This window comes from Pseudomonas sp. ICMP22404, from assembly GCF_006227205.1.
Classification (GTDB): domain Bacteria; phylum Pseudomonadota; class Gammaproteobacteria; order Pseudomonadales; family Pseudomonadaceae; genus Aquipseudomonas.
Window position 1 is genome coordinate 283,148 of record NZ_VCNG01000005.1, and the last position, 23,038, is coordinate 306,185.

At 62.1% G+C, this 23,038-nt stretch carries 21 protein-coding genes; 15 read left to right on the forward strand and 6 right to left on the reverse strand.

What is annotated here, in order from left to right; genetic code table 11:
- Positions 1-213: 213 nt before the first annotated feature.
- The 4 genes from FGE05_RS11970 (at position 214) to FGE05_RS11985 (ending at position 3,360) form a co-directional block, all read left to right on the forward strand.
- Positions 214-1,581, forward strand: coding sequence for an HD domain-containing phosphohydrolase (locus FGE05_RS11970; RefSeq protein ID WP_139645123.1), 1,368 nt, complete (start codon positions 214-216; stop codon positions 1,579-1,581).
- Between the two features lie 214 nt (positions 1,582-1,795).
- Positions 1,796-2,224: an NUDIX domain-containing protein gene (locus FGE05_RS11975; protein ID WP_139645125.1), complete on the forward strand. Its 429-nt coding sequence runs from the start codon at positions 1,796-1,798 to the stop codon at positions 2,222-2,224.
- Positions 2,225-2,227: 3 nt separating this feature from the next.
- The gene (locus FGE05_RS11980; RefSeq protein ID WP_139645127.1) at positions 2,228-2,866 is read left to right on the forward strand and encodes a LysE family translocator; all 639 of its coding nucleotides are present in this window, start codon (positions 2,228-2,230) and stop codon (positions 2,864-2,866) included.
- Positions 2,863-3,360 (forward strand): GNAT family N-acetyltransferase, encoded by a 498-nt coding sequence (locus FGE05_RS11985; RefSeq protein ID WP_139645129.1) that lies wholly within the window; start codon positions 2,863-2,865, stop codon positions 3,358-3,360. The genes FGE05_RS11980 and FGE05_RS11985 overlap by 4 nt, the downstream gene beginning before the upstream one ends.
- Positions 3,361-3,472: 112 nt before the next feature.
- On the opposite strand, the gene metR is transcribed toward FGE05_RS11985, so the two are convergent.
- The gene (gene metR, locus FGE05_RS11990; protein ID WP_139645131.1) at positions 3,473-4,390 is read right to left on the reverse strand and encodes a transcriptional regulator MetR; all 918 of its coding nucleotides are present in this window, start codon (positions 4,388-4,390) and stop codon (positions 3,473-3,475) included.
- Between the two features lie 109 nt (positions 4,391-4,499).
- Between metR and metE the strand changes: the two genes are divergently transcribed.
- Positions 4,500-6,812 (forward strand): 5-methyltetrahydropteroyltriglutamate--homocysteine S-methyltransferase, encoded by a 2,313-nt coding sequence (gene metE / locus FGE05_RS11995; RefSeq protein ID WP_139645133.1) that lies wholly within the window; start codon positions 4,500-4,502, stop codon positions 6,810-6,812.
- A 260-nt stretch (positions 6,813-7,072) separates the two neighbouring features.
- Entirely contained in the window at positions 7,073-8,092 is a 1,020-nt protein-coding gene (locus FGE05_RS12000) for an alpha/beta fold hydrolase (RefSeq protein WP_139645135.1), read from the forward strand.
- A gap of 177 nt (positions 8,093-8,269) precedes the next feature.
- On the opposite strand, the gene FGE05_RS12005 is transcribed toward FGE05_RS12000, so the two are convergent.
- Positions 8,270-9,151: a LysR substrate-binding domain-containing protein gene (locus FGE05_RS12005; protein WP_139645137.1), complete on the reverse strand. Its 882-nt coding sequence runs from the start codon at positions 9,149-9,151 to the stop codon at positions 8,270-8,272.
- 115 nt (positions 9,152-9,266) lie between these two features.
- Between FGE05_RS12005 and FGE05_RS12010 the strand changes: the two genes are divergently transcribed.
- The 6 genes from FGE05_RS12010 (at position 9,267) to FGE05_RS12045 (ending at position 16,929) form a co-directional block, all read left to right on the forward strand.
- A complete protein-coding gene (locus FGE05_RS12010; protein WP_139645267.1) occupies positions 9,267-10,904 on the forward strand; it encodes a 5-guanidino-2-oxopentanoate decarboxylase in 1,638 nt (545 codons plus the stop codon).
- Positions 10,901-12,349, forward strand: coding sequence for an aldehyde dehydrogenase family protein (locus FGE05_RS12015; RefSeq protein WP_139645139.1), 1,449 nt, complete (start codon positions 10,901-10,903; stop codon positions 12,347-12,349). Before FGE05_RS12010 ends, FGE05_RS12015 begins: the two co-directional genes overlap by 4 nt.
- 215 nt (positions 12,350-12,564) lie before the next feature.
- Positions 12,565-13,668 (forward strand): extracellular solute-binding protein, encoded by a 1,104-nt coding sequence (locus FGE05_RS12020; protein WP_139645141.1) that lies wholly within the window; start codon positions 12,565-12,567, stop codon positions 13,666-13,668.
- 436 nt (positions 13,669-14,104) lie between these two features.
- Complete coding sequence (locus FGE05_RS12035) at positions 14,105-15,013, forward strand: ABC transporter permease (protein WP_139645145.1); 909 nt, start codon at positions 14,105-14,107, stop codon at positions 15,011-15,013.
- Complete coding sequence (locus FGE05_RS12040) at positions 15,010-15,858, forward strand: ABC transporter permease (RefSeq protein WP_024780938.1); 849 nt, start codon at positions 15,010-15,012, stop codon at positions 15,856-15,858. The genes FGE05_RS12035 and FGE05_RS12040 overlap by 4 nt, the downstream gene beginning before the upstream one ends.
- Positions 15,859-15,873: 15 nt before the next feature.
- A complete protein-coding gene (locus FGE05_RS12045) occupies positions 15,874-16,929 on the forward strand; it encodes an ABC transporter ATP-binding protein (RefSeq protein WP_139645147.1) in 1,056 nt (351 codons plus the stop codon).
- A 125-nt stretch (positions 16,930-17,054) separates the two neighbouring features.
- On the opposite strand, the gene FGE05_RS12050 is transcribed toward FGE05_RS12045, so the two are convergent.
- Complete coding sequence (locus FGE05_RS12050) at positions 17,055-17,984, reverse strand: AraC family transcriptional regulator (protein ID WP_139645149.1); 930 nt, start codon at positions 17,982-17,984, stop codon at positions 17,055-17,057.
- Positions 17,985-18,307: 323 nt separating this feature from the next.
- Here FGE05_RS12050 and FGE05_RS12055 point away from each other — a divergent pair, with 323 nt between their 5' ends.
- Positions 18,308-18,652 carry a putative quinol monooxygenase gene (locus tag FGE05_RS12055; RefSeq protein ID WP_139645151.1) on the forward strand — a complete coding sequence of 115 codons (345 nt, stop codon included), beginning with the start codon at positions 18,308-18,310 and terminating at the stop codon, positions 18,650-18,652.
- 41 nt (positions 18,653-18,693) lie between these two features.
- Positions 18,694-18,927, forward strand: a complete 234-nt coding sequence (locus FGE05_RS12060) for a hypothetical protein (protein WP_139645153.1) — start codon at positions 18,694-18,696, stop codon at positions 18,925-18,927.
- 69 nt (positions 18,928-18,996) lie between these two features.
- On the opposite strand, the gene FGE05_RS12065 is transcribed toward FGE05_RS12060, so the two are convergent.
- Positions 18,997-19,617, reverse strand: coding sequence for a flavin reductase family protein (locus FGE05_RS12065; RefSeq protein WP_139645156.1), 621 nt, complete (start codon positions 19,615-19,617; stop codon positions 18,997-18,999).
- Between the two features lie 173 nt (positions 19,618-19,790).
- Complete coding sequence (locus FGE05_RS12070) at positions 19,791-20,279, reverse strand: heme utilization protein (RefSeq protein ID WP_139645158.1); 489 nt, start codon at positions 20,277-20,279, stop codon at positions 19,791-19,793.
- A gap of 342 nt (positions 20,280-20,621) precedes the next feature.
- Here FGE05_RS12070 and FGE05_RS12075 point away from each other — a divergent pair, with 342 nt between their 5' ends.
- Positions 20,622-21,377 carry a hypothetical protein gene (locus FGE05_RS12075; RefSeq protein ID WP_139645159.1) on the forward strand — a complete coding sequence of 252 codons (756 nt, stop codon included), beginning with the start codon at positions 20,622-20,624 and terminating at the stop codon, positions 21,375-21,377.
- Positions 21,378-21,498: 121 nt separating this feature from the next.
- Here FGE05_RS12075 and FGE05_RS12080 read toward each other — a convergent pair whose 3' ends face one another.
- Positions 21,499-22,818 carry an MFS transporter gene (locus FGE05_RS12080; RefSeq protein ID WP_139645160.1) on the reverse strand — a complete coding sequence of 440 codons (1,320 nt, stop codon included), beginning with the start codon at positions 22,816-22,818 and terminating at the stop codon, positions 21,499-21,501.
- Positions 22,819-23,038 lie beyond the last annotated feature (220 nt).

Below are 23,038 nucleotides of genomic sequence, written 5' to 3' on the forward strand. Positions count from 1 at the left end.
ATGCTGACTACCGAACCGTGGGTACATCTGATATCCCTTTCGCTGGCATGAGTATTCTGGCCTGTACTTGGCCCTTCATGGGGTACAGCATAGTCGTCTGATCGGGATGCGCTTGGTCAGTGATGGCAAATCGTGCCTAAATTTACGCAATCTACTAGCCTGTCTTTTGGGGGTAAGGTAGAACGGTTGTCGTCTTATAGGAGGGGGGTAGCAATGGAAGATCAATCGCCGGACGTTCCGGTCACGAAGCCGACGGTGCTGTTGGTTGATGACGAAGAGTCGATTCTCAATAGCCTGCGCCGGTTACTGCGCAGCCAGCCCTATGAGATCCTGCTGGCCGACAGCGGCGCCAAGGCCCTGGAAATCCTCAAGGAACGGCCAGTCGACCTGGTGATGACCGATGCGCGCATGCCCAACATGGACGGTGCGACGCTGCTGGCCCAGATCCGCAAACTCTATCCGTCGACCCTGCGCATCCTGCTCACCGGCTATGCCGATGTGGACATGATGACCAAGGCCATCAACGAGGGGGGGCTGTATCGCTACCTCAGCAAGCCCTGGAACGACGATGAACTGGTGCAGGCCCTGCGCCAGGCCCTGGCCCATCAGCATTCCGAAAACGAACGCCAGCGCCTCGAAGCGCTGAACCGCGAGCAGAACCAGCAACTCAAGACCCTCAACGCCACCCTGGAAAAGCGCGTGGCGTCACGCACCGCCGAGCTGCAGCAGACCGCCGACATGCTCGACCTGGCCTATGAAGAGCTCAAGCGCAGCTATGTGACCGGCACCGAGGTGTTCTCGCTGATCGCCAACTTGCGCCTGCCCAAGGCCAAGCAGACCAACCGGCAGATCATCGAACTGATCCGGGTCTACAGTCGGCTGCACTTTCTCGACGAGTCCACCGATCGCGACCTGACCATGGCCGCCGCGCTCTACAACATCGGCAAGCTGAGCTGGACCGATAACATGATGGTCACGCCGGCTGACCTGCTGCATCACAACGAATTGGATCTGTATCGCTCCTATCCGAAACAGAGCGAATCGCTGCTGATGACCCTGGACCCGATGAAGGACGCGGCGCGCATCATCCTCCATCACCAGGAGCGCTGGGACGGCAGCGGCTTCCCGGATCACCTCAAGGGCGAGGCGATTCCGTTCGGTTCCAGGCTGTTGAAACTGGCGGTGGATTTCATCGAACTGCAGCGCGGGCTGATTCTCGAACGGCAGATGAACAGCGACGAGGCGCTGGTCTACATCCGCAAATACGCCGGCAAGCTGTACGATCCGGACATGGTGGAGGACTTCATCAAGGCCTGTGCCGAATACCTGGAGGACGTGACCCTGTCCGACCCGACGGTGAAGGTCATGACCACCCGCGAACTTGCGGCCGGCATGGTCCTGGCCCGCAACCTCAACGCCGACAACGGCATGCTGTTGCTCAATGCCGGCAAAGTGTTGAGTGCACCGTTGGTGGATAAGCTCATCGCCTTCGAAGCGATGGAAGGGGCCCGGTACAGCGTGTTCGTCAAGATCCCCGAGGAAGAACTGGATCCTTCGGCGCCGAAGCCGATGTTGGGGTGATCCAAGCCTGACTGGCGACTCGAATCCCCCTGTGGGAGCGAGCCTGCTCGCGAAAGCGGCGCATCAGCTGTTGAGCAGTTGACTGACACACCGCCTTCGCGAGCAGGCTCGCTCCCACAGGGATTGGTGTTGCTTGTGCACGTGGGGCAGGCTTTGCTCCAGCCTCTGAGGTCTGTAATCTCCCCCGGCATTTTTCCGCCAAGGCCGATCATCCATGACCACTCCCCTCATCCACATCGCCGCCGCCCTGCTGATCGGGCCGGACGGTCGAACCCTGCTGGTGCGCAAGCGCGGTACCCGGGCCTTCATGCAGCCGGGCGGCAAGATCGAGCCCCATGAGCAACCGATTCAGGCCCTGGCCCGGGAGCTGGAAGAAGAGCTGGGGCTGACAATCGATCCGGCACAGGCCCGCTACCTGGGCCCGTTCAGCGCGCCGGCCGCCAACGAGCCGGGTTTTGTCGTCCAGGCCCAGGTGTTCCTGCTGAACATCGATGCTGCGGTTTCGCCCGCTGCCGAAATTGAAGAAGTTCGCTGGATCGACCCGGCCGGCGATAGCGGATTGTCGCTGGCCCCGTTGACAGGCGAGGTGATCCTGCCGTTCTATCGGACTACAGGCCTTTCGAACCCACGCCTCAAGGATTGACACATGATTCCCCTGCCGGACCTGCTGGTTTTTGCCGCCGCCGCGTTGTTGATGGTACTCACGCCCGGGCCGAACATGATCTACCTGATTTCTCGTTCGATCTGCCAGGGCCGCAAGGCCGGGGTCACCTCTTTGCTGGGGGTGGTGGCGGGGTTCTTCGTGCATGTGTTCGCGGCGGCGGTGGGGCTGACGGCGGTATTCCTGGCCGTGCCCATGGCCTATGAAATCCTGAAATGGGCCGGTGCGTTGTACCTGTTGTGGCTGGCCTGGCAAGCCGTGAAGCCAGGTGCGCGTTCGCCGTTCCAGGCCCAGCAGTTGCCCGCGGACTCGACGCGCAAGCTGATCACCATGGGCTTTCTCACCAGTGCCCTGAATCCGAAAATCGCGGTGTTCTACCTGTCGGTATTTCCCCAGTTCATCAGCCCGGAACATGGGTCGTTGTTCACCCAGAGCCTGATCCTCGGGCTGGTCCAGATCAGCGTCAGTTTCAGCGTCAACCTGCTGATCGCCCTGTTCGCTGCGGGCATTGCCTCGTGGTTTGTCCACAACCCCACCTGGCTGGCGGTGCAGCGTTATTTCATGGGCTTTGTGCTGGGTGCGCTGGCGCTGCGGCTGATGCTTGAGCAACGGCGAGCCGCGTGAGCATCCGACGGCTGCGGGCCGGCGATGCACCGGCCTATCGCGAGCTGATGCTCCAGGCCTACGGGCTGCATCCGCAGGCCTTCACCTCCAGCGTCAGCGAGCGGGCGACGATGCCCATGAATTGGTGGGAGTCTCGCCTGACCAACCGGCTTGACGTGGTGCTGGGGGCGTTCGTCGAGGGGGAACTGGCCGGTATCGTCGGCCTGTCCCTGGAGGCCCGACAGAAAGCCCGGCACAAGGCGACGCTGTTTGGCATGTACGTCGTCGATACCCATCGTCACCAGGGGCTTGGCCAGCAACTGCTGGAGGCCGCGCTTGACGAAGCCCGTCGCCATACCTTCCTGCGCCTGGTGCAACTGACCGTCACCGCGGGCAACGATCCGGCGCTCAAGCTCTATCAACGCTGCGGTTTCGTGCTCTACGGCCTGGAGCCGATGGCGATACGGGTGGACGACGAGTATCTCGACAAAATCCATATGTGGCGCGAGCTCTAAGGCGCCATCGCGAGCAGGCTCGCTCCCACATTTGGATGTGTGTGCATACAGACAGTGAGGCCAACGCAGCCCCTGTGGGAGCGAGCCTGCTCGCGATAGCGGTGCCCCGGTATCACCGAACGGCACTGACCCCATCCAACGTGGAAAACGAAGTGTCCTTGGCCGTCAACAGGAAGTCGCGCATGTACGGTGCATCGAGCATGTCGGTGCGAACCGCCGCGTACAGCGTGGCGAACAGGCCTTTCTCCCCCAGCCGCTTGGCTTTCACATAACCCCGTGAGCTGTATTCATGCAGGGCCCAGTGGGGCATGCCGCAGACGCCACGGCCGCTGGCTACCAACTGCATCATCATCACCGTCAGTTCGGACGTGCGGACCTGGGCCGGTTCGATGTCGGCCGGTTCGAGGAAGCGGGTGAAGATGTCCAGTCGATCCCGTTCCACGGGGTAGGTGATCAGGGTTTCGCTGAGCAGGTCTTCGGGCACGATATAGGGTTTGCTTGCCAATCGATGCTGGTTGGCCACGGCGAGCATCGCTTCGTAGGTGAACAGCGGCACGTAGGTGATGCCCGCCAGTTCCAGTGGGTCGGACGTCACCACCAGATCCAGGTCGCCACGGGCCAGGGCTGGCAGCGGGGCGAAGGCGAAGCCCGAAGCCAGGTCCAGTTCGACTTCCGGCCAGGCGTCGCGGAACTGGTCGATGGTCGGCATCAGCCACTGGAAACAGCTGTGGCATTCGATTGCCATGTGCAAGCGCCCGGCGGTCCCTCCTGCCAGCCGCGCGATGTCCCGCTCGGCGCTGCGCAGCAATGGCAGGGTGGCGTCGGCCAGCTGCAGCAAGCGCAGACCAGCGCTGGTGAACCGCACCGGTTTGGTCTTGCGCACGAACAACTGCATCCCCAGACGTTCTTCCAGCTCCTTGAATTGGTGGGAGAGGGCGGACTGGGTCAGGTGCAGGCGTTCGGCGGCTTCTACCAGGCTATCGGCTTCGCGCAGGGCGTGCAGGGTCTTGAGGTGGCGGAGTTCAAGCACCGGAATTGCTCCATGAGTAAAACTTGTGATCAACACGAAAAGGTTGAGTTTGTCTCATGCAGAGTCAGCTGTCGACAATGGCGTCATCTTTTACAGGAGGACTCTTACCATGGCCCTGGCCCACACCCTCGGTTTTCCCCGCATCGGCGCCGACCGCGAACTGAAGAAAGCCCTCGAAGCCTACTGGAAGGGCGACCTGGCGCCGGCCGCGTTGCAGAGCGTCGGTCGTGAACTGCGGGCCCGGCACTGGCAATTGCAGAAAGACGCCGGGATCGACCTGCTGCCGGTGGGGGACTTCGCCTGGTACGACCAGGTGCTTGGCCACACCCTGACCCTGGGCGCGGTTCCGGCGCGATTCCGCAACACGTTGAACCCGCAGGGCCGGCCGACCCTCGACACCCTGTTCGCCATGGCTCGTGGCGCCACGCCGGCCTGCTGCGATGCCAACCACGGCCAGACACAACATGCCCAGGAACTGACCAAGTGGTTCGACACCAACTACCACTACCTGGTCCCGGAGTTTTCCGTCGACCAGACTTTTGCCCTGAGCTGGGAGCAACTGTTCGATGAAGTGGACGAGGCCCATGCCTTGGGGCATCGGGTCAAACCGGTGATCATCGGCCCGCTGACTTATCTGTGGCTGGGCAAGGCCAAAGGGCAGGATTTCGACAAGCTCGACCTGTTGGAACGCCTGCTGCCGGTCTACGGTGAAATCCTCAATCGCCTGAAGGCCCAGGGCGTGGAGTGGGTGCAGATCGACGAGCCGATCCTCACCCTTGACCTGCCCCTGGCCTGGCGGAGCGCCTTCGAGCGGGCCTACCACATCCTCCAGTATTCGCCGCTGAAGAAACTGGTGGCGACTTATTTCAGTGGCCTGGAAGACAACCTCGGCCTGGCCGTGAGCCTGCCGGTGGACGGTTTGCACATCGACGCGGTACGCGCGCCGGAGCAACTGGGCCAGGTGTTGGACCGCTTGCCGACCTACAAGATTCTCTCGGTGGGCCTGGTCAATGGCCGTAACGTCTGGCGTTGCGAGCTGGAACAGGCTCTGGCGCAGTTGCAACCGGCCCAGGAGCGCTTTGGCGACAACCTCTGGGTCAGCACGTCGTGCTCGTTGCTGCACAGCCCGGTGGACCTGGAGCGTGAAGACCGGCTCGACCCCGAGCTCAAGCACTGGCTGGCCTTCGCGGTGCAGAAGTGCGGTGAAGTGGCGGTGCTGCGTGACGCATTGAACGATCCGCAAGCCCCCGGTGTGCAACAGGCGCTGGCCGCCAGCCGCGAGGTGCAGGCGAGCCGCGCGGCCTCGACGCGTATTCACAAGCCCGATGTCCAGGCCCGTCTGGCGGCCATCAAGCCCCAGGACAGCCAGCGGCGTTCGCCGTTTGCCCTGCGCATCGAACAGCAGCGGGCCCGTCTGAAGTTGCCGGCCTTTCCCACGACCACCATCGGCTCTTTCCCGCAGACCCCGGCGATTCGCCTGGCGCGTCAGGCCTACAAGCAGGGCAAGCTGTCGGCCAACGACTATCAGGACGCCATGCACACCGAAATTCGCCACGCCGTGCAGATTCAGGAGCGCCTGGGGCTGGATGTACTGGTCCATGGCGAAGCCGAGCGCAACGACATGGTGGAATACTTCGCCGAGCAACTGGACGGCTATGCCTTCAGCCGTTTCGGCTGGGTGCAGAGCTACGGTTCGCGATGCGTGAAACCGGCAATCATCTACGGCGACATCAGCCGGCCGAAGCCCATGACCGTCGACTGGATCCGCTACGCGCAAAACCTGACCGACAAGACCATGAAGGGCATGCTCACCGGCCCTGTGACCATGCTGATGTGGTCGTTCCCCCGCGAAGACCTGCCGCGTCGGGTCCAGGCACAGCAACTGGCCCTGGCCCTGCGTGACGAAGTGGTGGATCTGGAAGCGGCCGGGATCAGCATCGTACAGATCGACGAGGCCGCCTTCCGCGAAGGCCTGCCGCTGCGACGCGGGCAATGGCAGGAGTACCTGGACTGGGCGGTGGAAGCCTTCCGCTTGAGTGCGTCGGGTGTGCGTGACGAAACCCAGATCCATACCCACATGTGCTACAGCGAATTCAATGACGTGATCCAGGCCATCGCAGCCATGGATGCCGACGTCATCACCGTTGAAACCTCACGCTCGGACATGGAACTGCTGGAGGCTTTCGAAGCGTTCGACTACCCGAACGACATCGGCCCGGGCGTCTACGACATCCACTCGCCGCGGGTGCCGGACACGGCCGAGATCGTCGGGTTGATGAGCAAGGCCCTGAAGCGGATTCCCGCCGGGCACCTGTGGATCAACCCCGACTGCGGCCTGAAGACCCGGGCATGGCCGGAAACCGAAGCGGCGCTGGTGAACATGGTGGCGGCGGCGCGACAGTTGCGTGGGCAGTGGGCCTGAGTAACTGCGGAGCTTGGCTGTACCTGTGAGTGCTGAGGAAACTTGTGGGAGCAAAGCTTGCTCGCGATGGCGGCGGACCAGCCAATATCATTGTTGGCTGACTTGGCCCCATCGCGAGCAAGCTTTGCTCCCACAGAAAACTCACACCGCAGGAACCACTCGGCAATCTTCATCAAACTGTCACGCAACTGTGGCAGCGCGCTTGAACGAATTTCATCAGACTCGCGCTCTACTGGGGTTCTGCGTTTTGGTGTTTCTTCATGCGTGTGTTCATTTTCCTGGCCGTCCTGTTGTTCGGCCTGCCGTCGATTGCGGCGTCTCGTTGTGATGTCAACGTCCCGACCCAACGGGTCGATCTGGATCAGGTAAGCCTGGCGTACCAGAGCATTGGCCGTGCCTCCGATCCGGCCTTGTTGCTGGTGATGGGGCTGGGCGGGCAATTGATCCATTGGCCGGATGAAGTGGTGGTTGCCCTGTGCGAGCAAGGCTTTCGGGTGATCCGCTACGACAACCGGGACGTGGGCTTATCCACCTGGCGGCAGGCACCGGGTAGCGCCAACCTGACTTTTGAAGCGCTTCGCTACAAACTGGGCTTGACGGTCGACGCGCCCTATACCCTCACTGACATGGCCAATGACGGGCTGGGACTGATGGATGCGTTGCGCGTGCAGCACTTTCACCTGCTGGGGGCGAGCATGGGGGGCATGATTGCCCAGCACATGGCCGCCATGGCGCCGCAGCGGGTCGAAAGCCTGACCCTGATCATGACCAGCTCCAGTGCGGCCGGCTTGCCGGCGCCCAGCGAAACGCTGGTGCGATTGCTGTCACGCCGCAGTGCGCCGAATCGCGAGGTGGCGCTGGAACAGCAGGCTGACCTGCTGGCTGCCCTGGGCAGTCCCCTGGTGATCGATGATCGCCAGGCGCTGCTGCATCAGGCTGCTGTCGCCTATGATCGGGCGTTCAACCCCGAAGGTGTGAAACGCCAGATCATGGCGATCATGGCCGAGCCGAGCCGGGTCGAACTGCTCAATCAATTGCAAGTGCCGACCCTGGTGGTCCATGGCACCGCCGACCCGTTATTGCCAGTGATGCACGGCGTCCATCTGGCGGCGCATATCCGCGGCAGCCAGTTGAAATTGATCCCGGGCCTGGCCCATCGTTTCCAGGAGGCGTTCAAGGAGCCGTTGCTGGGGGCGGTGCTGCCCTATTTGCAACAGCATCGCGAAGACACCTCGCATTGGGCGCAGGTCGAACCGACGCAGGCGCCGAATCTGCTCTGATAGAGGTCGAAGGTTGTAGAGATCCCTGTGGCGAGGGGATTCATCCCCGCTGGGCTGCGAAGCAGCCCTAAAGCCAAGCGACTCGGTGCATCAGATAGATTGAGTCGACTGCCTTGGGGCCGCTTCGCGCCCCAGCGGGGATAAATCCCCTCGCCACAAAGGAGTATCTGCAGGACTTCACCGGGCCCGGGCCTGCTCCACCAACCACCCCATCAACTCCTGCAACGGCCCCGACGCCTGGGTCTTGCGCGGGAACACCAGGTGATAACCCAACCCGGTTCTGACCTTCAGTTCGAACGGCATCACCAGCCGCCCGGCGCTCAGGTCATCGCCGATCAGCGACCAGTCACCTATCGCCACGCCCGTGCCCTGTGAGGCCATGGACATCGCCAGATCCAGGGTTTCGAAATGCTGGCCCTTGCTGACATTGCTCAAGTGCACATCGGCGGCATCCAGCCAGGCCGTCCAATCGCGCTCGTCGCGGGTCGGGTGCAACAGCAGGTGTTGCTGCAGGTCGGCAGGTTCACGCAGCGGCACGGGGCCGTCCAGCACCGGGCGGGAGCAGACGGGCGTCAGTTGCTCATCGAACAGATGCAGGCACGCCAATGAGGTGTCGGGTGGCGGGCCATAGACCACGGCCGCGTCGAAGCCCTCGCGCTGGAAGTCCACACCGTGCCTGACGGTGGTTGTCAGCTCCACCGGCACATCCGGCCGTTCCTTCTGCCATTGCAATAAGCGTGGCAGCAGCCAGCGCATCACACAGGTCGGTGCCTTGAGTTGCAGGGTCTGGCGCTTCTCGCCAATCTGCTCCACCGCATCGCCGATCAAGCGGAACACCTGCTGCACCCGGGGCAACCACGCCGTCCCTTCAGGTGTGAGGGTCAGGCCGCGGGCCTGGCGCTGGAACAGCGCGTAGCCCAGATGATCCTCCAGCCCGGCGATCTGCCGACTCACCGCGCCCTGGGTAATGTGCAACTGTTCGGCGGCCCGGGTGAAGTTGCAGCATTGGGCCGTGATCAGAAACGTGTGCAGCGCTGGAAGCGGAGGGAGTCGTTTCATTTGGATCCAAGCCATGACGTGAGGACATGGCTAGTATGACTTTTTATCCATTGTTGCCGCTATGGCCTGACCGTTCAATGAGCCCATTCCAAGACAAGAAAGAAGGGCAGTGGCAATGGCAACGTGCGGCGAAGTATTGGTCAAGTTACTCGAAGGCTATGGCGTGGAGCAGGTGTTCGGCATTCCCGGCGTGCACACCGTCGAGCTGTATCGCGGGCTGGCCCGGTCAAGCATTCGCCACGTGACGCCGCGCCATGAACAGGGCGCAGGCTTCATGGCCGACGGTTACGCCCGCGTCAGCGGCAAACCCGGCGTGTGTTTCATCATCACCGGCCCTGGCATGACCAATATCACCACTGCCATGGGCCAGGCCTACGCCGATTCGATCCCGATGCTGGTGATCTCCAGCGTCCAGTCGCGCAGCCAGCTGGGTGGCGGGCGCGGCAAGTTGCATGAGTTGCCGAATCAGGCTGCGCTGGTGGGCGGGGTCGCGGCGTTTTCCCACACGCTGATGTCCGCGGCTGAATTGCCCAGCGTATTGGCCCGGGCCTTCGCCGTGTTCCAGGCCGGGCGGCCGCGGCCGGTGCACATCGAAATCCCCTTGGACGTGCTGGTCGAAGACGCCGATGCCTTGCTCGCCAGTATGCCTGTGAGCGTCGATCGCGCCGGCGCCGCGCCGGGCGCGGTGAAACAGATGACGGCGATGCTGGCCTCGGCCAGACGGCCACTGATCCTGGCCGGCGGTGGCGCCATCGACGCCGCCGCCGAATTGACCGAACTGGCCGAACGCCTGGGCGCACCGGTGGCGTTGACCATCAATGCCAAGGGCTTGCTGCCGTCCCGTCATCCCTTGTTGATCGGCTCTACCCAGAGCCTGGTGGCCACCCGCACATTGGTGGCCGAAGCGGATGTGGTGCTGGCCATCGGCACCGAACTGGCCGAAACCGACTACGACATCACTTTTGCCGGGGGCTTCGAGCTCCCTGGTGCGCTGCTGCGCATCGACATCGACCCGGACCAGACCGTGCGCAACTATCCGCCGCGCCTGGCGCTGGTGGCCGATGCCCGCACCGCCGCCCGGGCCTTGCTCGACGAGTTGAACCGGCAACCTTTGGCCGAGCGCAGCAACGATTGGGGCGCTGTTCGTGCTACCCGGTTGCGTGCCGAGCTGGAAGGCAGTTGGGACGCTGCGGTCCGCGCCCAGAGCGCTTTTCTCGACAGCGTTCTGCAAACGCTGCCTGAGGCGGTCTTCGTCGGCGACTCCACCCAACCGGTGTACACCGGCAACCTGACGTTCAACCCGGAGCGTCCGCGGCGCTGGTTCAACTCGTCCACCGGCTACGGCACCCTCGGCTATGCGTTGCCGGCGGCGATTGGCGCCTGGCTTGGCGGCAAGAACCAGGGCCATGGTCGCCCCCCGGTGGTGTGCCTGATCGGTGACGGTGGCCTGCAATTCACCCTGCCGGAGCTGGCCAGCGCCGTGGAAGCGCGGGTGCCGGTGATTGTGCTGCTGTGGAATAACCAAGGCTACGAAGAGATCAAGAAATACATGGTCAACCGCGCCATCGAACCGGTGGGGGTGGACATCTATACCCCGGACTTCATCGGTGTCGCCAAGGCCTTGGGCTGCGCTGCCGAAGCCGTCGATGATGTGGCGCAACTGCATACCGCACTGCTCGCGGCCAGCGACCGACAAGGTCCGACGCTGATCGAAATCGATCAGGCGCGTTGGATGAGCGGGGTGTCGCAATGACTCTTCCCACAGCATTGGAAGGGCTGTACATCAACGGCCAGTGGTTTCGCGGTGAGCAGTATTTACGGGTGATCAACCCGGCGACCGAGGCATTGCTGACCACTGTTCATGGCGGTGATGAACGCGCGGTCGATCAAGCCCTGGACGCCGCGACCCAGGCCTTTGGCCCATGGTCGAAAACCACGGGGGCCGAGCGCGGCGCGATCCTGCGTCGTATCGCCGCTGGCGTGCAGGCCGGTCGCGCGCAGTTGATGCAATTGCAATCGCGCAACAACGGCAAGCCGCTGTTCGAGGCAGCCATCGATGTCGATGATGTGGTGGCGACCTTCGAATATTACGCCGAGCTGGCCGAAGGCTTGGACATCCGGCAGGACAGTTCGCTGGCCTTGCCCAGCGATGATTTCAGCGCGCGCCTGCGTCGCGAACCTTGCGGTGTGGTCGGCTTGATCGTGCCGTGGAATTTCCCGATGGTCACCACCGCCTGGAAACTCGCACCGGCCCTGGCCGCCGGCTGCTGCGTGGTGCTCAAACCCTCTGAGGTCACGCCGTTGCCGGAGCTGGAGCTGGCCTCGATCATCGCTGACTGCGGCTTGCCCGATGGGGTCTTCAACCTGATCTGTGGGACTGGCCTGGCCGTGGGGGCGCCGTTGGCCGCCGATCCGCGGGTGGCGAAGATTTCCTTCACCGGCAGCAACGCGGTGGGTGTGCAGGTGATGCAACGGGCGGCGGAAACGGTGAAGGGCGTGAGCCTGGAGCTGGGCGGCAAATCGTCTCTGCTGGTGTTGGCCGATGCTGATCTGGAACTGGCCGTGGAGTTGGCCTGTGGTGGCGGCTTCTTCAATGCCGGACAGATGTGCTCGGCCACCAGTCGGGTGCTGGTCGCTGATGAGCTGGCCGACGACTTCCTGCAGCGGCTCAGGATCCGCGCCGAGGCGATTCGCGTGGCCTATCCGTTCGATCCCGACGTGGAAATGGGCGCGTTGGTCAATCAGGCGCAATACCAACGGGTGCTGGGGCATATCGACCGGGGCGTGAGCGCGGGTGCGACGCTGGTGTGCGGCGGCCAGCGCCCGACGCATCTGTCGCGAGGCTTTTTTCTTCAGCCGACGATCTTCACCGACGTGCCCCCAGACAGTGCGCTGTGGTGCGAGGAGATTTTTGGACCGGTGCTGTGCGTGCGCCGTTTCAGCGGCGTGGAACAGGCCATTGCGCTTGCCAATGACAGCCGTTTCGGCCTGGTGGCCAGCGTGGTCAGCCGTGATCTCGACGCTGCCGAGCAGGTCGCCAACGCTTTGCAGGCGGGCCTGGTGTGGATCAACGCGCCCCAGGTGATCTTTCCCCAGGCGGCGTGGGGTGGCTACAAGCAGAGCAGTCTGGGCCGCGAGTTGGGACCCTGGGGATTGGCGGCATTCCAGGAAATCAAGCATGTGATCCGGGCGGTCTGACAGCACGTTATCGGGTCGCGCATGCCTCGAAAAAAGGCATGCGCCAGGGACATGGCTTCAATGAGTTTTTTTCGATAGTCAGGGATTTTGTGCAACCCCAGGATGGCCTTCGACGACGACAAAGTCCTTGCGGCACGGGGCTTTGGTCGATCTCGAACGGCTAGGGCGCAATGGTTACAGCCACCTCATACCTAGAAGAACAAAGGGAGTCCTCCATGGGCAAGCATGATCTGAACAGACGTCAATTCATCAAGACCGCCAGCGTAGTGTCGGTCGCGGCCGCCGCCATGAGCGTGCCCTTCATCAGCGCCCGGGCCAGCGATACGCGGTTCGTCGGCAAGACCCTGCGTCTGCTGACCTGGTCCGACGACACCGGGCTGGCGGCGCTGCGTAACATCGCCGCGACCTTCGAGGCCAAGACCGGGGCCAAGGTCATCGCCGACCGCACCGGCAGCACCTCGGAAATGGTCGCCAAGCTCAAGGCCGGTGGCGACCGGCCGCAGTACGACATCATCACCCTGGCCGGCGTCGGCGCCGAGGGACTGGCTGCGGCGGGCCTGTTGGAAAAGCCGGACCTGAACCGCATCCCCAACCTGGTGGACGTGCCGGAGCATTACCGCACCGGTGCCGGTGGTCATGGCATCGGCTATCTGTTGTGGTGCAACAGCCTGGTCTACAGCACCCGCACCTTGCAACAGGCACCGGACAGTTACGCCGCGCTTTGGGACGCGAACCTGGCGCCGAATATCTTCTTGCCGCCGCCGAACTGGACCGAGGCCATGGACCTGATCATCATCGCCGCCAAGCTGGCCGGCGGTGACGAACACAACATCGAACCGGGCTTCAAGAAACTCGCCGAGCTCAAGGAACGGGTGGTGACCCTGGGCGAAAACCCGAACCAGATCGCCGAACTGTTCCGTACCGGTTCCCTGGACATGGGCGGTTTGTATGCGCCGGCGTTTTTCCCCAAGCAGATCCGCGACCCGGCCTATGGTCTGGGAGCAACGTTCGGTATGAAGGAAGGCTTCTACACCGACCTGATGCTCTCGGTCATGCCCAAGAACCGCCCGGGCGACACCGACCTGGCCTACGCCTTCATCGACCACTCCCTCGACCCGCTGGTGCAGGGCAAGATGGCCGAAGACATCTTCAACGGCCCGGTCAACGCCAAGGCCATCATCTCCGCCGAAGCGCGCAAGAGCCCGTACATCCTCACCCCGGAGCAAATCGCCGACAAAGCGATCATGCACGACAACGCCTTCCTGGCGACGGTGCACGACCAGTGGATCCGCCGGTACACGGAAATTTTCTCTTCCTGAACTGGATGCCGGGCCCGCTCGACATCCAAGTGTGGGAGCGAGCCTGCTCGCGATAGCGGTGGGTCAGTTGAGGGAGATGTGGGCTGTGCCGGCGTCATCGCGAGCAGGCTCGCTCCCACAGGGGAATAGGGGTGATGCGGGATTTGTGGGCTACCCGCGATCCAGTGTGGGAGCGAGCCTGCTCGCGATAGCGGTGGGTCAGTTGAGGGAGATGTGGGCTGTGCCGGCGTCATCGCGAGCAGGCTCGCTCCCACAGCGGAATAGGGGGGATGCGGGATCTGTGAGCCACCCGAGAACCAGTGTGGGAGCGAGCCTGCTCGCGATAGCGGTGGGTCAGTTGAGGGAGATGCTGGCTGTGCAAGCATCTTCGCGAGCAGGCCCGCTCCCACCGAAAAGTTGTGTTTGTGCTGTCGTTTGCCACTGACGAGACCTTGCCATGGAACACCAACCGTTAACTCATCCGCAGAGCGTTGCGCCAATGCGTTCCAGCCGGAGTATTTCGCCCACGACGCGGGCGTGGTTTTTCCTGTCGCCGTCGATGCTGTTTCTGGGCGTGTTGATTGCCGCCAGTCTGTTGGTACTGCGCATGAGCGTCGGCACCAAGGGCGCGGAGTGGAGTGGGTTCAGCCTTGCCAGTTATGGGCAATTGCTGGAGCCCTATTACCTCAAGTCCCTGTTGCTGACCTTACGCCTGGCACTGATCAGCGCGGTGATCACCGTGCTGTTGGCGATCCCTGTGGCTTACACCATGTCGCGCCTGACCTCGCCATTGCTGCGGCGGGTGTTCCTGGCGGCGGTGCTGTTGCCGCTGCTGGTCAACCTGCTGCTGCAAAGCTACGGCTGGCTGGTGATCCTCGGCCCGGCCGGCATGCTCAACCAGGCGCTCATGGGCCTGGGCCTGATCAAGCGACCGATCATGTTGCTGTACAACCAGAACGGCGTGCTGATGGGCTTGGTCCAGACCGCATTCCCCCTGGCCGTGTTGCCCATCGCCAGCGCCATGCGCGGGGTGGCCCGCAGCTACGAGGAGGCGGCCGCCACCCTCGGCGCCAGCCGCTTCCAGGTGTTTCGCCAAGTGGTGTTGCCCATGAGCCTGCCCGGCATCATCACCGGCGCGACCCTGGTGTTCGCCTACAACGCCAGCAGCTTCGTCGTACCGCTGTTGTTGGGCGGGAGGCGAGTGCCGATGCTGGCAGTGATGGTCCATGACCAGATTGCCCCGTTGATGAACTGGCCGGCCGCGTCCGCCGCGGGGGTGGTGTTGATCGTCACCACGCTGCTGATCATGACCCTGTCCGAATATTTCACCGGCCGCCGTCGGCGGATGCTGGAGGCTTCTCAATGAGCGCGTTGAGTAAAAAACGCCAGTCGCTGTTGCCCGGTGAGACCGGTCGGATCGCGGGGCTGCTGTCGGGTCTCATTCTGTTGCTGGCGGTATTGCCGATCCTGACCATGATCGTCATGTCCTTCAGCGGCGCGGCGAACCTGGACTTCCCGCCAAGCAGCTACAGCCTGCAATGGTATCGGGCCGCCTGGCAGACCTTCGTCTCCCCGGATACCAGCGATGTACTGAGCCTGGGCCAGGCCATGGGCACCAGCTTGCTGGTGGCGTGCCTGACCATGATCTTCGCCACGCTGATCGCGGTGCCGGCGGCCTATGCACTGACCCGTTGTGAGTTCCGGGGCAAGGCCGTGGCGCTGCAATTGATGTCGCTGCCGTTGGTGTTCCCCATGGTGGTGCTGGGTCTGGCTTTGCTGTTGGTGTTCGACAGCCTGCCGTTTCAGATGACCACCTCAAGGCTGGTCATTGCCCACGTCATCCTTGCCTTGCCGTTCGTGGTGAAGAACTGCACCGCCGCCATGCTCGGCATCGGCAGCGAAGTCGAGGAAGCCGCGCGGATGCTCGGGGCCTCACCGCAGCGGGCCATCGTCGATGTGGTGGTGCCGTTGATGAAGTCGGGCATCCTCGCCGGAATGCTTCTGGCATTCATTGTCTCGTTCAACGAATTCACCGTGACCTATTTTCTCTACACCGTCGACGTCATGACCGTGCCGATCTGGATGTACAGCCGCACCGTGTCGTCGCTTGACCCCACCGTTTTTTCGTTTGCCGTGCTCATCGTGCTGATCGACTTCGTGCTGATCTGGGCGTTGGAGAAGCTGGTGGGCGAGGGCGGCGTTTCCTTTTGATTTCGAGGTGAAGACATGACTGGACTGATACTGGAAAACGTCGAGAAACATTACAGCTCGGCTTGCGCGGTAAAGGATGTGAACCTGCATTTGCCGGAAGGCAAGCTGGTCTGTTTTCTCGGGCCTTCGGGCTGCGGCAAGACCACGCTGCTGCGGATGATCGCCGGCCTGGAAAGCCTTAGCGGCGGTGAGATCCGCCTGGATGGCGATGACATCGGTCATACCCCGGCGCACCTGCGCAACTTCGGCATGGTCTTTCAATCGCTGGCGTTGTTTCCCCACATGACCGTCGGCGAGAACATTGCCTATCCACTGAAACTGCGCGGCGTGGGCAAGGCCGAGCAGCAGGCGCGGGTGGTGGAGCTGCTGGAGCTGATTCAGCTCCAGGCCATGATCGACCGGCCCGTGGCGAAACTGTCTGGTGGCCAGCGTCAGCGCGTGGCAATTGCCCGGGCGATTGCCGCACGGCCAAAAATCCTGCTGTTGGACGAACCGCTGTCGGCCCTCGACGCCAAGCTGCGTGAGTCGATGCAGGTGGAAATCCGCCAGCTGCAACAGCGGCTGAACATCACCACCATCCTGGTGACCCACGACCAGCGCGAGGCCATGACCATGGCCGATATCGTGGTGGTGCTGGGCGAGCACCGGGTGCAGCAGGTGGGGACGCCGATCGAGATCTATCGGCATCCAGCCAATGAGTTCGTCGCCGACTTCATCGGCTCGGGTAATATTTTCCCTGCGACCACGCTGGGCAGCGGGCGTGTCGGCCTGCCGGGCGGGGATGTGCTGGACGTACCGGCCAGCCGTAGCCCGATTGTTGGCGAGAAGATCAAGTTGCTGGTGCGCCCGGAAGACGTGCAACTGTCTACCCCCCAGGCCACGGCGGGTAACCGCTTGCTGGGCAAGGTGACATTCGTGCGTGACATTGGCGCGACCATCGAGACCACGGTGGAGTGTTCCGGGGTTTCATTCACTGCGCTGAGTACGCCTTGCCAGGGAATGGACCTGGGCATCGGGCACGCGGTGTCGGTGACCCTGCCGGCAGATGCGTGTCGGTTGCTGGAGGCTTGATCTGGAAAAGTGGGGGCTTGGTCTGGCCCCATCGCGAGCAGGCTCGCTCCCACATTGGAATGCGTCCCCCCTGTGGGAGCGAGCCTGCTCGCGATGAGGCCGGCACAGCCAACGCAAAAGGCCAATCAAACCGTCAACCGCAACCGCGCCAGATCCCGCAACGGCGGTGCGCCAAACAGCCGGCTGTACTCGCGGCTGAACTGCGAAGGGCTTTCATAACCCACCCGATACCCCGCCGCCGAAGCTTCCAGCCCTTCGGCCAGCATCAGCCGCCGGGCTTCCTGCAAGCGCAATTGTTTCTGATATTGCAGCGGGCTCATGGCGGTCATGGCTTTGAAACGGTGATGCAGGGTCGAGACGCTGAGGTTCACTTCCCGGGCCAGGTCGTCGATGCGCAAGGGCTGTTCGAAATGACAGTTGAGCCATTTGATCGCCTGGCCGATGCGATGGCTCTGGCTGTTGGCGACGGCGATTTCGTATAGCCGGTAGCCCTGGGGACTGCGCAGCAGGCGGTACAGAATCTCCCGTCGCACCAGGGGCGCGAGCATGGCGATGTCCTTGGGGTGGTCCAGCAGGCGCACCAGGCGCAGCACCGCGTCGAGCATCGACGTGTCCAGGCGTTCGACATACAGGCCACGACCGGCGGGGCGTGTCGGCACGCCCAGCGGGCCGGCATCGGCGATCAGCGCGGTGATTTCCGCAGGGTCGATGTCCAGGCGCAGGGCCAGGATCGGGTGTTCGGGCGAAACGTCGGCGATGCACCCGCTCAACGGCATCGACACCGAGACCACCAGGTAATGGAGTGGGTCGTAGTTGAACAGTTCGTCCGCCAGCCGCACCTGTTTGCTGCCCTGGGCCATGATGCACAGCGCCGGTTGCGCCAGCACCGGGGAAAATTTATGGGGCTTGCTGTGGCGAGATAGATTCAATGAGCCGATGGCCGTGACGTAACTGCCGTCTTCGCGGGTATTACGGTCGATGATCGACGCCAGTTCGGCGCGTTGTTGTTCCAGATGTGGGTCCAGGGGGACGTGGGCGTGGTCGAGCGGCGACATGCCAGGATCCTCGGAAATAGGAGCGATGGACAAAGCTTATGTTTGTGCAAGGCACGGTGGTAGTCACATCCTGTTGAAAGCTTGCCTGATCCTGCATGGCTGCCGCGCCAGAACGTTGCAATGCCGTCGAAACTTGCTTGAAATCTTTCGTCTCAAATTAGCCGGTTCCTGCCGGGGCGTCGCAGTGTTGCCACCCTCTTTTACGCAGGATTGTGCAAGGCGTCGGCAGAAATCGACTAACGGACCTGGCGTCGCGGCGCTTAACCTTCAACCCTGTCGCAGCTGTCCCCGGCTGCACAATGGATGACCTGGGAGGGTTGAACATGTCTACACAGATCCCCGTCAGTCACATGGCTTTTGTGCGGGCCCGCGCCGGAAGCTCCAAATCATTGGGCGCGCGCCTGAGTAAACTCATCGCGCCTTCGCGCCAAGCCCCCGGCTGCGTGCACTTCGCGCTGCAGCAATCGCAATGCGATGCCGACTTGTGGTTGATGTCCGGGCTCTGGGTCGATCAGCAGGCGATGGATGCGTACTTCAACTCCCCGGCCATGGGGATTTTCGCTGAGCTGGTGCAGGATCTGGTGGTGAGCAGCCTGGATTTTCATACCTTCAGGGATGTGTCCGCCCCCCAGGCGACTCTGGCAACGGTACACAAACTGGCCGGATGAAGGTTTAATGGCTGCCATTTCTCATTGCCAGGATGCGCAATATGGCACGTAAAGTCTTTGGACCCTTTGAAGCTGTTTCCGCCGTCATGCCCCGGGAAGGTGGCGGTTATCATGCGGCTATCGCCACTAAAGCCATCGGCGGCTCGGGTGCGCCGCGTTTCAACAAGGTACTTGAGAAGCAGCGTTTCGAGACGGCTACCAAGGCGGATGAAGCTGCCGCTGTGCAGCTGACCCATCTCAAGGGCGTCGACGAGGAGGGTGGGTTGCTCTGGTGACCCTCAACCAATAGAGCTTTTCTGTGGCGAGGGGATAAATCCCCTCACCACAGGAGCTTGTGCACATGCTTACTTTGGGCGATGCATCTTGAACAGTGCCTCAGGCCCCAACTGGAAGTAATCCGCCGGTCCGCCACCGCGCAAGATCGGTTCGGCGGCGGCTGTGTCGTAGACCCCGTCCTTCAATAGCCACTTGGCAATATGCACCGCAACCACTTCGCCGAGGATCAGCCAGCTCGGCACCAACCCCTTGTCCGCTCGTTGCAACTGAATGATCTGGGTGACCTTGCATTCGAAGGACACTGGGCTTTCGGCCACCCGTGGTACCTGGATCACCTGTGACGGCGCTGGCGTCAAGCCCGCCAGTTCGAATTCGTTGACCTCGGGCGCGACCATCGCGCAGCTCTGGTTCATCTGTTCGGCCAGCGGGCGTGTGGCCAGGTTCCAGGCAAATTCGCCAGTCTGTTCGATGTTGTTCAGGCTGTCTTTGCGCCCGACACTGGAAAAACCGATGATCGGCGGGATGTAATTGAAAGCATTGAAGAAACTGTAGGGTGCCAGGTTCAGGCGGCCTTCGGCGTCCTGGGAAGAGATCCAGCCGATAGGACGTGGGCCGACAATGGCGTTGAATGGATCGTGAGGCAGGCCATGGCCGTTGGCGGGTTCGTAATAGTAGATATCGTCGGGCATGGAAGTGCTCAAATCCTGAGTTTGGGTGGGACTCGAAGAATAGTGCCGAGCTGTATCGGTTTTGTCAGTACCGCAGGGCTTAGAAGGAGGTCTTTTGCACAGAGATGGCGATTGCCAGGGGGCTTTAATGACTAAGCCCGGCCGAAGCCGGGCTGTGAGGATGCCTTTGGGGATCAGCCGATGAAGGCACCACCGGTACGATCGAAGCCATCTTCAGCAACAGTGGCGCCGTTGGTACGGTCGAAGCCATCTTCAGCGACAGTGGCGCCGTTGGTACGGTCGAAGCCATCTTCAGCGACAGTGGCGCCATTGGTACGGTCGAAGCCATCTTCAGCAACGGTGGCGCCGTTGGTACGGTCGAAGCCATCTTCAGCGACAGTGGCGCCGTTGGTACGGTCGAAGCCATCTTCAGCGACAGTGGCGCCGTTGGTACGGTCGAAGCCATCTGCAGCAACGGTGGCGCCGTTGGTACGGTCGAAGCCATCTTCAGCGACAGTGGCGCCGTTGGTACGGTCGAAGCCATCTGCAGCAACGGTGGCAGCGCCGGTGCGATCGTAACCATCAGCGGCAATAGCTGAACCGGTACGGTCGAAACCGTCGGCGGCGAAGGTGTTGGCAGCCAGTACGGACAGGGTCAAGGCAAGGATCAGTTTGGTTTTCATCGTCGTAGCTCCAAAATCGTTGAGAGGAGGTGTCTTGCATGGGTTTAATTCTACGCATGCAAATTTGATTAAAAAGCGCAAAATAATGCTAAAAATAATCGATTAAATCGATATTAAGGCCTGTGCATTCCACGGCTTTACAAACCTTGGCAGCAGGGCGTGAACGTATCGATTCAAGTGAGATGAGGATGCCCGGCCAACATTAATCGGCGATTAATTCCGTGTCGGACGGGATGTGACAGATTTTTCAGGTATTCCCGACCTGTTTTTCACCGCCGCAACGCCAGTCTTCCCCGGGCCTGTAATCAAGGCCGGTCGCCTCACACTGGAGCTTTCCCTGCGATGAATAAACTGCCTCAAATCACCCTGGCCTTCTGGGTCATGAAAATCTGCGCGACGACCCTGGGCGAAACCGCAGGGGACCTGCTGTCGATGACCCTCAATGTCGGCTATGCCCTCAGCTCGCTGATCCTGATCAGCGTGTTCGTCCTGACGCTGGTGACGCAGTTGATGGCCAAGACCTACAAGCCGCTGCTGTACTGGATCGTGATTCTGTCCACCAGCACCGCGGGCACCACCATGTCCGACTTCATGGATCGCACCCTCGAACTGGGTTACGCCACCGGGTCGATGATCCTGATTGCGATTCTGCTGGCGATCTTCGCGGCCTGGCGCCTGAGCGGCGATTCGCTCAACGTCACCAAGGTGCAGACTTTCCGTGGCGAGATGTTCTATTGGATGGCGATCCTGTTTTCCAACACCCTGGGCACCGCCCTTGGCGACTACCTGGCGGATGATTCGGGCCTGGGGTTTGGTGGCGGTGCGTTGCTGATCGGATCGACCATTGCCCTGGTCGTGCTGCTCAAGTACTTCACCAGGATCTCGACAGTGGTGTTGTTCTGGATTGCATTCGTGCTGACGCGTCCCCTGGGAGCGACCCTGGGTGACCTGATGACCAAGTCCCATGAAAAGGGCGGCCTGGACTTCGGCACCATCGGTTCGTCGGCGGTGCTGGCGGGGATTCTGGTGGTAATGATCGCCGGGGCGGCGTATGCGCAGAATCGTTATGGCAAGCAGGGCGCTGCCGAGTTGGGTTGATACCGAGTTGTCCCTATCGCGAGCAGGCTCGCTCCCACAGGTGCAGCGCAGATCCTGTGGGAGCGGGCTTGCTCGCGAAAGGGCCATGACAGTCACCCAAGCAGTGACGGCCGAACCCCCATCAGTCCGTCACGATCCGCGAGTGTTTGCGGGTGTCTTTCATGGTGATGTACACCAGCAACGAGACCGCGATGCACGCCGTCACGTACCAGTAGTAGCCCGTCTCCATGCCAATGCTCTTGAACCACAGTGCGATGTATTCAGCCGTGCCGCCGAAGATCGACACGGTCAGCGCATACGGCAGGCCGACACCCAAGGCGCGGATTTCGGTGGGAAACAACTCGGCTTTCACCACGGCGTTGATCGAGGTGTAGCCGCTGACGATGATCAGCGCAGCCATGATCAGGAAAAACGCGCCCCACCAGGTCTGGATGGTGTGCAGGGTGGTGAGGATCGGCACGGTGCACAGCGTTCCCAGGATGCCGAAGGCAATCAGGATCGGCCGACGTCCGATCTTGTCCGACAGCCCACCGATCACCGGTTGCAGGCACATGAACAGGAACAGCGTGGCGGCGGAAATCGTGGTGGAGTCGGAAATGCTCATGCCGACGGTGTTCACCAGGTATTTCTGCATGTAGGTGGTGTAGGTATAGAACGCCAGGGTGCCGCCCATGGTCAGGCCAACCACGGTCATCAGTTCCTTCGGGTGACGCAGCAAGGTGCGCATGGCGCTTTCCTTGGCCTTCTCCTTCTTGGTGAACGACTCGGTTTCTTCCATGCCGCGACGCAGGTACAGCGCCACGATCGCACACAAGGCGCCGATGGCGAACGGAATGCGCCAGCCCCAGGCGTACAGCTGGTCGCTGGTGAGGAACTGCTGCAACACGATCAGCACGCCGAGGGCGATGAGCTGGCCGGAGATCAGGGTCACGTACTGGAAGCTGGAGAAGAAGCCGCGACGTTCCTTGGTCGCCATTTCGCTCAGGTAGGTCGCCGACGTGCCGTACTCGCCGCCCACCGACAGGCCCTGGAGCAAGCGGGCGAAGACCAGCAGAATCGGGGCGCCGACGCCGATGGTTTCATAACTGGGGCTCAGGGCGATGATCAGCGAGCCGAAGCACATCAAGTAGACCGAGGCCATCAGCGCCCGCTTGCGACCGGCGCGGTCGGCATAGAGGCCCATCAACCATCCGCCGATCGGACGCATCAGGAAGCCCACGGCGAAAATCGCGGCGGTGTTGAGCAACTGGGCGGTGGTGTCGCCCTTGGGGAAGAAGACTTTGGCGAAGTACAACGAGAAAGCGGCGTAGACGTACCAGTCATACCACTCGACCATGTTGCCGACCGAACCGCTGAAGATCGATTTGATCCGGCTGGCGGTGGTTCTTTCACGAGCGGGCACGGCCGCCGACCCGAGGGGCAGGGTGTTGGAGTTATCCATTGAAGGATCCTTCGTTTAATTGTTTTTGTGGAGCGCGTAGGAACGCAGCCTGACAGGGCTATAGCAGGAGCTGTGCCATATGGCGGAAGGCCGATCCAGAGGGGTTTGGCTCATGGGGTGAGCGGAAATCCGCCTATCCTGGACGCAGGGTGAGCGAGAATCCGCTGATTCGGCAGTGCCTGGACAGGCCTCTTCGCGGGCAAGCCCGGCTCCCACACTG